This is a genomic window from Streptomyces sp. NPDC007983 (assembly GCF_042958345.1).
Taxonomy (GTDB): Bacteria; Actinomycetota; Actinomycetes; order Streptomycetales; family Streptomycetaceae; genus Streptomyces.
In genome coordinates this window covers 385,138-398,601 of sequence record NZ_JBIBJI010000008.1, presented here as the reverse complement: position 1 = coordinate 398,601, position 13,464 = coordinate 385,138, and the positions used below count along the sequence as shown (strand labels likewise).

The 13,464-nt window shown below is 71.5% G+C and carries 12 protein-coding genes; 9 read left to right on the top strand and 3 right to left on the bottom strand.

The features are described from left to right. The first annotated feature begins 102 nt into the window (after nucleotides 1-102). The 3 genes from ACFZCY_RS26275 (at nucleotide 103) to ACFZCY_RS26265 (ending at nucleotide 3,915) form a co-directional block, all read left to right on the top strand. Nucleotides 103-1,863 carry an oxaloacetate-decarboxylating malate dehydrogenase gene (locus ACFZCY_RS26275; RefSeq protein ID WP_391178037.1) on the top strand — a complete coding sequence of 587 codons (1,761 nt, stop codon included), beginning with the start codon at nucleotides 103-105 and terminating at the stop codon, nucleotides 1,861-1,863. 37 nt (nucleotides 1,864-1,900) lie between these two features. Then, on the top strand, nucleotides 1,901-2,956 hold the full coding sequence (locus tag ACFZCY_RS26270) for an AEC family transporter (RefSeq protein WP_391178033.1): 1,056 nt from the start codon (nucleotides 1,901-1,903) through the stop codon (nucleotides 2,954-2,956). 122 nt (nucleotides 2,957-3,078) lie between these two features. Then, nucleotides 3,079-3,915 (top strand): undecaprenyl-diphosphate phosphatase, encoded by an 837-nt coding sequence (locus ACFZCY_RS26265; RefSeq protein ID WP_391178031.1) that lies wholly within the window; start codon nucleotides 3,079-3,081, stop codon nucleotides 3,913-3,915. A gap of 50 nt (nucleotides 3,916-3,965) precedes the next feature. Here ACFZCY_RS26265 and ACFZCY_RS26260 read toward each other — a convergent pair whose 3' ends face one another. Further along, a complete protein-coding gene (locus tag ACFZCY_RS26260; RefSeq protein WP_391178027.1) occupies nucleotides 3,966-5,537 on the bottom strand; it encodes an AbgT family transporter in 1,572 nt (523 codons plus the stop codon). A gap of 5 nt (nucleotides 5,538-5,542) precedes the next feature. Next, nucleotides 5,543-6,832 (bottom strand): amidohydrolase family protein, encoded by a 1,290-nt coding sequence (locus ACFZCY_RS26255; RefSeq protein ID WP_391178024.1) that lies wholly within the window; start codon nucleotides 6,830-6,832, stop codon nucleotides 5,543-5,545. A 126-nt stretch (nucleotides 6,833-6,958) separates the two neighbouring features. On the opposite strand from ACFZCY_RS26255, the gene ACFZCY_RS26250 reads away from it, so the two are divergent. The 5 genes from ACFZCY_RS26250 to ACFZCY_RS26230 all read left to right on the top strand — a co-directional run bounded on the left by ACFZCY_RS26250 (nucleotide 6,959) and on the right by ACFZCY_RS26230 (nucleotide 10,665). Continuing rightward, the gene (locus ACFZCY_RS26250) at nucleotides 6,959-8,032 is read left to right on the top strand and encodes an AsnC family transcriptional regulator (RefSeq protein ID WP_391178021.1); all 1,074 of its coding nucleotides are present in this window, start codon (nucleotides 6,959-6,961) and stop codon (nucleotides 8,030-8,032) included. Between the two features lie 470 nt (nucleotides 8,033-8,502). Next, nucleotides 8,503-8,940, top strand: coding sequence for a hypothetical protein (locus tag ACFZCY_RS26245; protein WP_391178018.1), 438 nt, complete (start codon nucleotides 8,503-8,505; stop codon nucleotides 8,938-8,940). Beyond that, nucleotides 8,940-9,710 (top strand): transcriptional regulator, encoded by a 771-nt coding sequence (locus tag ACFZCY_RS26240; protein WP_391178015.1) that lies wholly within the window; start codon nucleotides 8,940-8,942, stop codon nucleotides 9,708-9,710. The genes ACFZCY_RS26245 and ACFZCY_RS26240 overlap by 1 nt, the downstream gene beginning before the upstream one ends. 130 nt (nucleotides 9,711-9,840) lie before the next feature. Beyond that, a complete protein-coding gene (locus tag ACFZCY_RS26235) occupies nucleotides 9,841-10,248 on the top strand; it encodes a roadblock/LC7 domain-containing protein (RefSeq protein WP_391178321.1) in 408 nt (135 codons plus the stop codon). A gap of 42 nt (nucleotides 10,249-10,290) precedes the next feature. Then, nucleotides 10,291-10,665 carry a hypothetical protein gene (locus ACFZCY_RS26230; protein WP_391178012.1) on the top strand — a complete coding sequence of 125 codons (375 nt, stop codon included), beginning with the start codon at nucleotides 10,291-10,293 and terminating at the stop codon, nucleotides 10,663-10,665. 112 nt (nucleotides 10,666-10,777) lie between these two features. On the opposite strand, the gene ACFZCY_RS26225 is transcribed toward ACFZCY_RS26230, so the two are convergent. Beyond that, nucleotides 10,778-11,905, bottom strand: a complete 1,128-nt coding sequence (locus tag ACFZCY_RS26225; RefSeq protein WP_391178009.1) for a DUF5954 family protein — start codon at nucleotides 11,903-11,905, stop codon at nucleotides 10,778-10,780. A 187-nt stretch (nucleotides 11,906-12,092) separates the two neighbouring features. Between ACFZCY_RS26225 and ACFZCY_RS26220 the strand changes: the two genes are divergently transcribed. Next, nucleotides 12,093-13,430: a gluconate:H+ symporter gene (locus ACFZCY_RS26220; protein WP_391178007.1), complete on the top strand. Its 1,338-nt coding sequence runs from the start codon at nucleotides 12,093-12,095 to the stop codon at nucleotides 13,428-13,430. Nucleotides 13,431-13,464 lie beyond the last annotated feature (34 nt).

Below are 13,464 nucleotides of genomic sequence, written 5' to 3'. Positions count from 1 at the left end.
CATGACCCGCACCCCCCAAAGGTCCGCTTTTCAACCTCTTGGTAACGTGATTTTTAGCGGTGTCACCCACCGCGAAGCACAACCAGTGAGGAAGCAGTACCCATGAAGAGCGATCTCACCGAAGCGGAGGCATCCGAACCTGCCTCTTCCGCAGGCGCGGCCACCCGGTGGAACCCGACCGGCCACACCTGGGAAACCACCTCGCGGGGACGCGCCATCCTCAGCGACCCCCGGCTCAACCGGGGCACCGCGTTCACCGAGTCCGAGCGCGACGACCTTGGACTCACCGGCCTGATCCCGGCCCAGGTCATGACCCTGGAGCAGCAGGCCACCCGCGCCTACGCCCAGTACCGGGCCAAGGCCACCGACCTGGACAAGAACGTGTATCTGCGCTCCCTCCAGGACCGCAACGAGGTGCTGTTCTACCACCTGCTCGGCGAGCATCTCAGCGAGATGCTGCCGATCGTGTACACCCCCACCGTCGGCACCGCGATCCAGCGCTACAGCCATGAGTACCGCCGCTCCCGCGGCGTCTACCTCTCGGTGGACGCCCCGCAGGACATCGAGCGCTCGCTGCGCGCCAGCGGCCTCGGGCCCGAGGACGTGGACCTGCTCGTCGCCACCGACGGCGAGGCCATCCTCGGCATCGGCGACTGGGGTGTGGGCGGCATGGACATCTGCATCGGCAAGCTCGCCGTGTACACCGCCGCCGCCGGCATCGACCCCGCCCGCGCGCTCCCGGTCGTACTCGACGCGGGCACCAACCGCCAGGAACTCCTGGACGACCCGCTGTACCTGGGCAACCGTCATCCGCGGGTGGACCGCGAGAAGTACGACGCGTTCATCGCCGAGTACATCGCCGCCGTCGGCCGCGTCTTCCCCGACGCGCTGCTGCACTGGGAGGACTTCGGGTCCGGCAACGCCCGGCGCATCATCGACACCTACGGCGACAAGGCGCTCACCTTCAACGACGACATCCAGGGCACCGGCGCCGTCAACCTGGCCGCCGTGCTGTCCGGCGCCCGGGTCACCGGTGCGCCGCTGCGCGACCACCGCATCGTCATCTTCGGCGCGGGTTCGGCCGGTCTCGGCATCGCCGACCAGCTGCGCGACGCCCTGATCGCCGACGGGCTCGACCCGCAGGAGGCGTCCGACCGCTTCTGGTGCGTCGACCGGTACGGCCTGATCACCGATGACGCCGAGGGCCTCGACCACCACCGGCGGCGGTACGCCCGGCGGGCGGCCGACGTCACCGACTGGCACCGGGACGAGCAGGTCGGCGGCATCGCGCTCGCCGAGGTGGTCCGCCGCGCCCGGCCGACCATCCTCATCGGCACCTCGGGCCAGGGCGGCGCCTTCACCGAGGAGATCGTGCGGGAGATGGCCGCCCACACCGAGCGGCCCGTCATCCTCCCGATGTCCAACCCGACCCCGCTGGCCGAGGCCAAGCCCGAGGACCTGGTCCGGTGGACCGGCGGGCGGGCCCTGATCGCCACCGGGAGCCCCTTCCCGCCGGTGGACCACGAGGGGGTCACCTACGTGATCGGGCAGGCCAACAACGCCTTGGTCTTCCCGGGTCTCGGCCTCGGCGCGATCGTGTCCCGCGCCACCCGGATCACCGACGGCATGCTGCTCGCCGCCGCCGAGCGGATCGCCGAGATGATCGACTCCGGCACCCCCGGCGCCCCGATCCTCCCGCTGGTCGACCAGCTGCGCGAGACCTCCGCCGCGGTCGCCGCGGCCGTCGCCCGCGCCGCCGCGCACGACGGGGTGGCCCGTACGCCCATCGCCGACGATCAGCTCGACCGCACGGTCCGCGAGGCCATGTGGAGCCCGGTCTACCGCCCGATTCAGCCGGTCTGACGACTCGTACACACCGGCTGAATCAGGGAGCAAGACCATGACCTTTTCGCACATCTTCACCATCGTCGTGCCCGTGTTCCTCGTCATCGCCCTGGGCTACGGGGCCGGGCGGGGCACGTCGTTCGACGGACAGCGCGCGGACGCGCTCCGCGTGCTCACGATGGAGTTCGCCCTCCCGGCGTCCCTCTTCCTGGGCATCGCGAACACCCCGCGCCACATCCTGCTCAGCCAGGGCCCCCTGGTGGGGATGCTCGCCCTCGGGCTGCTCGGCCTGTTCGGGCTGATCCTGCTGGGGCTGAGCCTCATCGGCCGGCTGCCGCTGCAGCGGGCGTCGATCCTGGCGCTGGCCTCCGTCCAGCCGCAGTACGCCTTCATGGGCGTCACGATCCTGGGCAATCTGTTCGGCGAGGCCAAGGCCGCGCTTCCGATCGCCATCGCGGGCATCCTCGTCAACGTCATCCTGGATCCCCTCGTGCTGATCCTGCTCAACCTCGGCCGCACGCATGTCGCGGAAGCCACCGCGTCGGCGTCCGTGCCCTCCCGCGTCCTGGTGTCCGCGGGCGGCGGGCCGGCCGCGGCAGAGGAGGAGCGGGACGGCGGCGCCGGGACCGCGGCACCCGCGGCGGCCAAGCCCGTGCCGACCTGGATGAAGGTCCTGCAACCGCTGCGCAAGCCGTTCGCCTGGGCCCCGCTGCTCGGACTGGTCGTCGCGCTGGTCGGGGTGCGTCCGCCCGAGATGATCGAGAGCTCGCTGTCGCTGGTGGGCCAGGCCGCCTCGGGTGTGGCGCTGCTCTCGGTGGGCGTCACCCTCGCCCGCGTCGGCAAGCCCCAGCTGGGCCCGGGGGCCATCGCGATCGCGCTGACCAGCGTGGTCGTGCTGCCGCTGAGCACCTACGGCATCGGCCTGCTGCTGACCGGCCACGAGGTCGCCGCGCAGACGGCCCTGATCCTGGCGTTCCCCGTCTCCCCGGTGCCGATGATGCTCGCGTCACAGCACGTCAAGGACGAGGAGCACCGCATCGCCTCCTCCGTGATCATCAGCATCGTGCTGGCGTTCGCCTCACTGCCGCTGATGATCAACCTCACCGGCTAGCGGGGGCGGACCCCGGTCCATGGCCCGTCGGTGCGCACTCAGACCGCGCCCCGGCGGGCCATCTGCCTGAGAGGTGGCCGTGCTACAAAGAGGGGCACTTCGTCAGCACAGGGATGGCACCATTGAGCGCGATCAGTACCGGTCAGGCCGTGATCCTCGGCGTCGTCGAGGGGGTGACCGAGTTCCTGCCCGTCTCCTCCACCGGCCACCTCAAGATCACCGAGGGGCTGATGCACATCCCGGTGGACGACAAGGCCGTCGTCGCCTTCACGGCCGTCATCCAGGTCGGCGCCATCGCCGCGGTGCTGCTCTACTTCTCCAAGGACATCGTCCGCTTCGTGAGCGCTTGGGCCCGGGGCATCGCCAACCGGGAGCTGCGCGACCGGCACGACTACAAGTTCACCTGGTGGGTCATCTATGCCACCCTCCCCGTGGTGGCCGTCGGCCTCGCCGCCAAGCCGCTGATCGAGGGGCCGCTGGCGTCCCTGTGGGTGGTGGCCGGATCGCTGATCGTGGGCAGCGGGCTGATGTGGGCGGCCGACCAGATGGGCCGCCACAAGCGCGGCGAGGACGACACCTCGCTCAAGGACGCCATGCTGGTCGGCGGCTCGCAGATCCTCGCGCTGCTCTTCCCCGGCTTCTCCCGCTCCGGCGCGACGATGTCCACCGGGCTGATCCTGGACTTGGACCGGGTGGCCGCCACCCGGCTGTCGTTCTTCCTCGGCCTGCCCGCCCTCACGGGTGCGGGGCTGTACGAGTTGAAGGACGCGCTCGGCGGCGGGGTCGCCGCGACGCCACTGGTGGTGGGCACGGTCGTGTCGTTCGTCGTGGCGTACGCCTCGATCGCCTGGCTGCTGAAGTTCGTCGCCAAGCACTCCTTCAACGCCTTCGTGATCTACCGCGTCGTCGTGGGCGTCCTGCTGTTCGGCCTGCTGGGGACGCACGTCCTTACGCCCTGACCATGCGCGAGGCCCCGGGCGGGTCGCCCGGGGCCGTTCGCGAGGATCGATTACTTCAGGCCGATGGCCGCGCCCGGGCCCAGCGGCAGGTCGAATCCGTAGAAGATCCCCAGGATCGCCAGCCACACCGCCAGGAACGGCACCACGAAGATCGCGAGCCGGGAGATGAGGGTGCCGAGCCGGGCCTCCGGCTCGTACTGGCGGACCATCGCCAGGATGAGCAGCAGGTAGGGGTTCATCGGGGTGAGGGCGCCGGTGGCCGAGTCGCCGATGCGGAAGGCGGCCTGGCTGAGCGCCGGGCTCATGCCCATCAGCATGAACGCGGGGATGAAGACGGGCCCCACCAGGGACCACAGCGCGGAGCCGGAGACCACGACGAGGTTGAGGCAGGAGGCCATCAGGACGAACGCGATGATGGCCCAGAAGCCCGTGACGCCCGTGGAGTTGAGCAGCGCGGCGGCCTTCACCGCCAGCAGCACCCCGACGTTGGACCAGTTGAAGAGCGCGATGACCTGGGCGGCCACGAACATCATGACGATGTAGCCGGACATGTTCTTCACCGAGTCGGTCATCGCGGTGACCACGTCCTCGGTGCCGGTGAGCTTCTTCACCGTGAAGCCGTAGGTCAGTCCGGCCAGCAAGAAGGCGCCGAACAGTACCGGGACGATGCCGTTGAGGACGGGCGAGGGGACGAACGCCCCGCCGTCCCCGCGCAGCGGGGCCCCGGGCGGCAGCCACAGGGCGAGGACCGCCGCCAGATAGGCGCCCACCACGAGCGCGGTGGCCAGCAGGCCCTTGCGCTGCACCGGGGTGAGGGCCAGATCGTCCGCCTCGGGCGCGCCGTCGGCGGGCTCGTACGGCGTCAGGCGCGGTTCGAGGACGCGGTCGATGAGGAATCCGCCGAGCAGTCCGAGCACGATGCTGCTGGAGGCGGTGAAGAAGTAGTTGATGAGCAGGTGGATGTGGAGCCCGTCGGCGGCAGACAGCACCGAGGCCGCCTGCTGGGTGATGCCGACGTAGAGGGCGTCGAGCGAGCCGATGGTGAATCCGGCGGCGTAGCCCGCGGTGACACAGGCGAAGCCGCCGATGAGGCCCGCGACGGGATGGCGTCCGGCGCTTCTGAACACCATGGCCGCCAGCGGCGGGAGCACGATGGCGCCGACATCGCTCATCATGTGGGCCTGGCTGGCGACGATGGCCACCGCGTACGGGAGCACGGCGCGCGGGACCCGGGCCAGGGTGGCCCGCATGACCGTCTCCAGCAGGCCGGTCCGCTCCGCGAGCCCGACCACCATGATCAGCACCAGTACGGCGCCGATCGGCGGGAAGGTCGCGAAGTTGGGGATCAGGTTCTCCAGCAGCCAGCGCAGCCCCTCGCCGGTGAACAGCCCGCCGATCTGCTTGGTGGTGTCGGTGCCGGGGACGGTGACGGAGACGCCGCCGAGGGCGAGGCCGGAGGAGACGACGGCCAGGAGCGCGAAGAGCCCGCTGAACAGGACGATGGGGTTGGGGAGGGCGTTGCCGGCGCGCTCGATGAGGGAGAGCACACGGTCGAAGGGGCCTTGGGGCGGGGGACTGGGAGTGGCGCTGTCCGGTGCCGGGAGACCGGTGAGTGAGCGCATGGGGGCTACCTTCCGGTTGGAGCCGCCGGGAGCAGCTGGTCCTTGCGGACGATGCCGTCCTGGATGACGCACGAAATGTTGGCGGGGTCGCCGAGGACGCCGATGTCGGTGAGCGGATCGCCGTCGCACAGGATCAGGTCGGCGGTGCGGCCCGCGGTCAGGGTGCCGAGCCGGTCGTCCACACCGAGGAGTTCGGCGGCGGTGCGGGTGCCGGCGACGATGGCGGCCATGGGGTCCATGCCCAGGTCCACCAGGTAGCTCAGCTCCATCAGGTTCTGGCCGTGCGGGCAGACGGCGGCATCGGTGCCGAGCGCGATGCGGGCACCCCGCTCGATGGCGCGGGCGATGTTCTCCTTGGTGATGCCGGACCAGCGGACCTTCTTCTGGTAGTGGAACGGCGCCATGGTGTCCTTGTTGATGCCCGCGTACACGGTGGAGAGGGTCGGGACGACGAAGGTGCCGCGCTCCCCCGCCATCTCCAGGGCCTGGTCGTTCAGGCCGTAGCCGTGCTCGATGCTGGTGACGCCGCCGCGGATGGCGTTGAGGATGCCCTCGGTGCCCTGGGCGTGGGCGGCGACCGGCTTGCCACCGTGGCGGCGGCACTCGTCCACCACGGCCCGGATCTCCTCCTCCAGCAGCCCTTCGTCCTCCGGCTGGTCGTAGGGGCTGCCCATGCCGCCGGTGGCGCAGATCTTGACCAGGTCGGCGCCCGCGCGCAGCACCTTGCGGACGGCGAGACGGGATTCGTCCACGGTGTCGGCGATCTCGGACATCGCGCCGCCGCTGAGGTCGGTGCCGTCGGGCAGGCGTACGTCGGCGTGGCCGCCGGTGTGGCTGATGATCCGTACGGCGGTGTGCAGCCGGGGGCCGGTGATCCGACGGCTCTCCACCGCGGTGCGGTAGCCCGCGGAGAGTCCGCCCAGGTCGCGGGCGCTGGTGATGCCCGCGTCGAGGGTCTGCCGCATGCGTGTGGCGGTGTCGAACGTGACCAGCACCGGGTCGAGTTCGCCACGGCGGCCGGGCGGGGAGGCGTGCGCGTAGGCGAGATGGGTGTGGCAGTCGAAGAAGCCGGGGAGGACGGTGCGGCCCCCGGCGTCGATGACGCGGTACCGGGCGGTGTCGCCGCCGGGCGCGGGGGGCGCGGCCGCGGCGGGTCCGGCGTAGGTGAGGGTGCCCTCGGCGTCGCTGATCACGACGGCGTCGGTCACGGGGGACGCTCCGGTGCCGTCGATGAGGGTCGCGTTCTCGATGCGCAACGCGGTCCGGACGGTTTCGGGGGCCAGCTGATCCTTCATGGGATCGGGTTCACTCCTCGCATGCGGAAAACAGGTAAGGAGCAGTGTTGGGTCGGCGCGTTTTCCGCGTGTTACGGTGCAGCATTCCATCGAGAATCGGCCACCGAGCGCAGGAATCAGCCACCCATGGACACGCAGTTTTCCGCCGGGCACCCGCCGGACGAGCTGGACGAACTGGACCGGGGGGTGGTGCACGCCCTGCAGATCCACCCCAGGGCCCCGTGGACACTGGTCGGCGATGTCCTCGGTGTGAACCCGGTGACGGCCGCGCGGCGCTGGCACCGGCTGGAGGACGCGGGCCTGGCCTGGGTGACCGCCTATCCGCGGCTGTCCGACGCGCGCATCGTGGTGACCGCCGTGGTGGAGATCGACACCGATCCCGGGGTGGGCGAGGAGGTGGCCGAGGCGCTGGCCGCCGACCCGGCGGTGGCGAACCTCAAGCTCACGGCGGGCAGCCGGGACCTGGTGGCCTCCGTGCAGACCGCGGACCTCGGGGAGCTGGCGCGCCTCGGCACGGTGCTGTTCCGGGGGCAGCCAGGGGTGCGGGCGACCCGTACCCATGTGGCGACGGCCGTACCGACCGAGGGCAGCCGGTGGCGGCTGCGCAGCCTGGACGCGGCGCAGTGCGCCCGGCTGGAGGCCGCGGCGGCCTGTCCCGCGCCCGAACCGGCCCAGGGCTCGCCGGGCCGGGACGCGCTGGACGCGCGGCTGCTGGAGTTGCTGAGCACCGACGGCCGGATGTCCCTGCGGGACCTGGCGGCGGGCGCCCACGCGCGCCCCACCACGGTGCGCCGCCGGCTGGGCGTGCTGCTGGCCTCCTGGGTGAGCCTGCGCTGCGATCTGGCCCGGCCGCTGTCCGGCTGGCCGCTGTCCGCGGTGTACTTCGCGTCCGTACCGGCGCGGCATCTGCGGGAGACCACCCGGGTGCTGGCCGGGATGCGGGAGGTGCGGTCGTGCTCGATCACCGCCGGTCCGCACAACGTGGTGATCGATGTCTGGCTGCGCGCGATGAGCGATGTGCACGGGTTCGAGGCGCATGTGGCGCGGCAGGTGCCCCATCTGGCCATCGACGACCGCTCGGTGGTGCTGCGCACGGTGAAGCACATGGGGCGGCTGCTGGACCGGGACGGACGCTGTGTGGGCGTCGTCCCGCTGCGCCAGCTGCAGGAAACGCGGCGCGTGGCGGACGACGAGAACTGAGCGTCGGGATTCGGTCAGCTCAGCGCGCGGGAAGCGCCCGGCGCCTATCCACCTGTCATATGCCTACGTAGGACAATCACATGATGCGTCTCCCCCGCAGTAACCCAGAAGAGCCTGTTCCCGCTACGCCCGGCCCGGCCCGGCGATGACCCTGCGCGGTCGCGCCACGGGCGGTGCGGCGACCGCGTAGGCCCGGGCCCCCCGCGTACGGACGGCCGCGGCGTGGCAGCGAACGGCCTGGTCCGGCCGGTGCGCCGGGCGGTGACCGCCGCACCGGCCGCTCCCCCGCCGCGCCGCCGCCGAGGCCCGGCGGGACGCGAGCACCCACAAGGGCAGCGGACCTTACTACACGGCGTACGCGGTTTCGGCCCATCGACAGATTTCACCCCCATCCGCTGAACCGTGCGTAACCTCTCCGTCACTGGCGAAGCCCCCGGGTGCGCCACGGGCAACGCAGGAGGGGAGACCGCATGCCCGGAATCGACGAATGCCTGCTCGACGCCATGACGGTGAACGGCGCGCGCGGCGCCGCCGTGATCGAGTGGACCAGCGGGCTCGCGCTCGGCATGGTCGGCGAGACACGCGACGGCGACCCCGAGGCCACCGCGGCGGAGACGGCCGAATTGGCCCGCATGGCCGCCGAACAGTCCGCGTTCGCGGCGCTCGAGCCGCGCGGCGAGGGCGACGGCGCCGGCGAGGGCGGGGAGTACGATGACGGCGGGGCGCCCGGGGATGCGCCCGTGGAAGACCTGATCGTCACCACCCGCACCTGCTACCACCTGCTGCGCTTCGTCGACACCGCCTTCGACAGCGGTGTCTTCTTCTACCTGTGGCTCGACCGGCGCGAGGGGAACCTGGCGCTCGCCCGGCTGCGGCTGCGCGATCTGGCGCAGCGGCTGGCGCTCTGATGAGACCCGGTCCCGCACCCCGTCTCACCGAACTGGCCGCCGAGCGGGCCAGCGGCGCCCTGCTGTGCGACGCGGGCACCGTTTATCTGGCGGACGGGGAGGTCGTGCACGCGGAGAGCCCGCTGGCCCCGGGCCTGGAGGTGCTGCTCACCACCGGCGGGCGGCTGACCGCCGACAGCTGGCGGGAGGCGGCCGGCCACCCGGCCGCCGCCGGGCGGGTCGGCCGGTTCCTCGTGGACAGCGGGCGGCTGACCGACGCGGAGCTGGAGATCTGCCATCTGGGCGCGCTGTTCGACGCGGCCTGGTTCGCGCTCGGACCGGGCAGCGGACCGCGCGGCTTCCAGCGGGGCGCGGCGCACTGGCTCGGCCCGGTGCGCCCGGTGGACGCGGTCGCCGTCGAGCGGGAGATCCGGCGGCGCGGCGAGCTGCTCGACAGCCTGTGGCCGTACCCGCGGGTGGACACCGAGCCGGTGGTGCTGCGCCGCCCGGACGGTCACCTCCCGCCAGTCACCCGCCGCCGGCGCGCGGTGCTGGCGCTCGTCGACGGGGTCCGTACCCCCGTCGGGATCGCCCGGGCGCTGGGCCGTCCCGCCTTCCACACGCTGCTCGACGTACGGCGGCTGGCGGCCGCCGGATACGTCGAGACGCCCCGAGCACCCCGCACCCCCATGCCGCGGGCCCCGGAACCCGGTCCGGCCGCGGTCGACTTCGCCGAACCCGACGCCCCCCTGCTGCGTCGGCTCCGTGACGCCCTGGAGGCACACCTGTGATTCCCCCGACCGCCCCCGCCGCCTCATGCCTCCCGTCGTGAGACGCGCCCTGCGGCAGCGCCCGGACCCGCGGCAGCGCACGGATCCGCGCCGGCGCGCCGACCCGCGACAGCGTGCGGAGAGGAGAGAGCTGTTGGCCGCCGAACCCGAAGTCCTGGACGAGTTGCGCCGATTGCGGGCCCGCGTCATCCATGTGACCGGCGCCCTGGTCGCCACCAGCGACGGTCTGGTGCTGGCCCACGACACGGCCACCATCGAGCCCGAGGGCGTCGCCGCGCTGACCGCCGCGGCCCTCGGGGTGACGCAGTCGCTGGCCGACGCCACCGGCCGGGGCGCCTTCCGTGAACTGCTGGTCCGCGGCGAGGAGGGCTATGTCGCCACGTACGCCGCGGGACCGGCGGCCGTCCTGACCGTGCTGGCGGACGGGCGCGCCAACGTGGGCCGTCTCCATATGGAGGCCCGCCGGTGCGGCGCCCGCGTCGCCGAGCTGGTGGGCGACGCGCTCGGCAAGGCCGAGCAGAGCCGGCCTTCCCTGTAAACACCACTCGAAGAACCATCCATGGAAAGGAACTGCCAGATCATGGCGAACACCCAGACCGCCCTCAAAGAGGCGATGACGTCCATCGAGGGCACCCTCGGCGTCGCGCTGGTCGACTACTCCAGCGGCATGGCCCTGGGCACCCTGGGCGGGGGCAAGGAACTCGACCTGACGGTGGCGGCCGCGGGCAACACCGACGTGGTCCGCGCCAAGGTGCGCACCATGGAACAGCTCGGCCTCAAGGACTCCATAGAGGACATCCTGATCACCCTCGGCACCCAGTACCACCTGATCCGGCTGCTGAAGGGCCGGAACAGCCAGGGGCTCTTCCTGTACCTGGCGCTGGACAAGAACCGGGCCAACCTGGCGATGGCCCGCCACCAGTTGCGCAGGATCGAGGGCGACCTGGAGGTCTGACCTCCGTCCCGGGCGCGGGGCGACAGACGGATGACGGCATCCCCTGTCGCCCCGCTCGACGACTGTCCGCCCGCGGTCCAGGAGCGCCGCTGCCACCTGACACCGCCGGTGCTCAGCGGCCCTCCTGGCGCGCCTTGCGGCGGGCCTCCTCCTCGTTGAACAGCTCGGCCAGCTTCCGGGTGTGCGCGTCGAGTTCGATGTGGTTGTCTTCGTCTTCGTCGTCGTCCTCGTCGTCGGTGAGCAGGCCCTGTTCGCGGAGCTGCTGGTCGTGGAGTTTGATCGGCGGCTGCGGATCCCAGTCGGAGGGCCGGGGGCCCTCGGGGCCGTCCGGTCCGATCCGTACCAGGCGCTCGACGCGCACGATCCTGAACAGCCGCCCGAGCACCCGCAGTTCATCGCCCCGGTCGGCGTCCAGCCGGTCCGCCGCGGCCGTGTAGGGTGCGCGCTCGGCGGGTTCGAGGCCGAGCTTCCACGGGATGAGGACACGCATCTCCAGCGCCAGGGTGTCCCGTGCGCCCTGGGGCGTGGTGGACGTCCCCGTACAGTCGGACCGCCACTCCCCGGCCGCCTTCTCGACCGTCATGAACGTCGGCGGCAGCAGTACGCCTCCCGGGTGGGTGTCCGCCGCCCGCAGGCAGTCGTCGCGCACCTCCTGGGGGACGCTGCCCCGCTTGGGCAGCATCGACAGCAGTTCGAGCTTCAGGATGCCGTCGGACACACCGGTGGCGGTCACCGGGTCGATCACGAACCCCGAGGTGGGGTCGGGTGCCTTGTGGGCCTCCCCCGGCGGCGCCGGATCCAGGTCGGTGATCCGCGGCGGCTCGGGCCCCTGCGGGCCGGAGCGGAGGAAGCGCTCGGCCCGGACCACCCGGAACCGGCTGCCCAGGACCGTCATCTCGTCGATGACCTCCCAGTCCATCCGCTCCGCGGCCGCCATGCACTCCTCGTGGGCCGCCCGGTCACCGGTGGCCTCCGCCTCCTGCGCCATCTTGCGGAACTGACAGCCCATGCCCTCCCGGGCGTCCTGCGGCGCCAGCCCCGAGAAGGGCGACACCAGCTCCCAGCCGCCCTGTTCACACTCCCGCACCACCCCGAACACCGGGCCGCCGGCCGAAAGGATCTCCGGATACACCTCCCGCGACCGCCATGCCTCCACATCCGCCACCGCCGCCACCGGCGCCTCCGGCGCGGCCACCCGGACCGTCCGATAGGCGGGGACGTTCTCGCCCTCTTCCGTCATGGGGCCAGCATGAGCACATACAAGCCGCTAGCGCGACAGAACGGCTGAAAGTCCATCCGACCGTGGGACGAGCCCTTGCGACCCCCTCAACAACAAGGTGGCGCACGCTTATTGACCTGCCGTCCGGCGCCAACCTAGCCTCCATCTCCATACGTAGACCGAGTACACATACGTGGAGCGGGGTCGCATGCCACTTGTCATCGTCGGGATCAGCGTCCTGAGCCTGCTGTTCCTCATGACAAAGCTGAAGCTCAACGGCTTTATCGCGCTGCTCCTGGTGGCGGTCGGCGTCGCGCTGGTGCAGGGGGTGTCGCTGGAGAAGATCCCGGATGTCCTCGCGGGCGGCATCGGCGACCAGATCGGCGACACGATGATCGTCATCGGGCTGGGCGCCATGGTCGGCCGGGTCATGGGCGACTGCGGCGCCGCGCAGCGGATCGCGGGCAAGCTGGTCGACACCTTCGGGCTGCGCTGGGTGCAGGTGGCCATGGTGGTGACCGCGATGCTGATCGGCGTGACGATGTTCTACGAGGTGGCCTTCGTCATCATCGTGCCCATCGCGTTCACCATCGTCCGCGTCACCCGGGCGAACCTGCTGTGGGTCGGGCTGCCGATGTCCATCGCCCTGTCGACCATGCACAGCTTCCTGCCGCCGCACCCGGGACCCACCGCGGTGGCCGCGACGTTCGACGCGTCGGTCGGACTGACCCTGTTCTACGGCCTGTTCTTCGCCGTACCGTTCGGCGCGCTGATCGCCCTGGTGTGGCCGCGGCTTCCGTTCGTCCGCCGGATGAACCCCGAGATCCCCCAGGGCCTGGTCACCGAGCGCACCTTCAGCGACGAGGAGATGCCCGGCATGGGCTGGTCGCTGTCGGTGGCGCTCTTCCCGGTGGTCCTGATCGCCGGGGCGGCGGTGTACGACATGGCCGTGCCCGACTCCAACCCGGCCCTGCCGCTGGTCACCTTCATCGGCTCGGCGCCGATCGCCCTGCTGCTCACCCTGCTGCTGGCGCTGTGGGCGTTCGGCCCGCGCATCGGACGGGGGCTCGCGGAGGTCAGCAAGTCGTGCAACTCGGCGGCCCAGGCGATGGCGATGATCCTGCTGGTGATCGGGGCGGGCGGCGCCTTCAAGGGCGTCCTGGTGGAGGGCGGGATATCCGACTACATCAAGGACCTCACGGACGGCTGGCCGGTATCCCCGATCTTCCTGGCGTGGCTCGTCGCGGTCATCCTCCGGATCGCCCTCGGCTCGGCGACGGTCGCCGTCGTCACGGCCGCCGGGGTGGTTCAGCCGATGCTCGACGGCAGCGGGGTCCATCCCGAACTCATGGTGCTCGCGGTGTCCTGCGGCTCCATCGCCTTCTCCCATGTGAACGACCCGGGCTTCTGGATGTTCAAGGAGTACTTCAACCTCTCCGTCATCGATGCCATCAAGGCGCGCACCACGTACACCACGGCGCTCGCGGTGCTCGGCCTCGGCGGTGTCCTGGCGGTCGAGGCGAGCCTGGACGCGCTCGGCCTGTGACACCTTCGGCCCGTGACGCCCTCAGGCCGGTGAC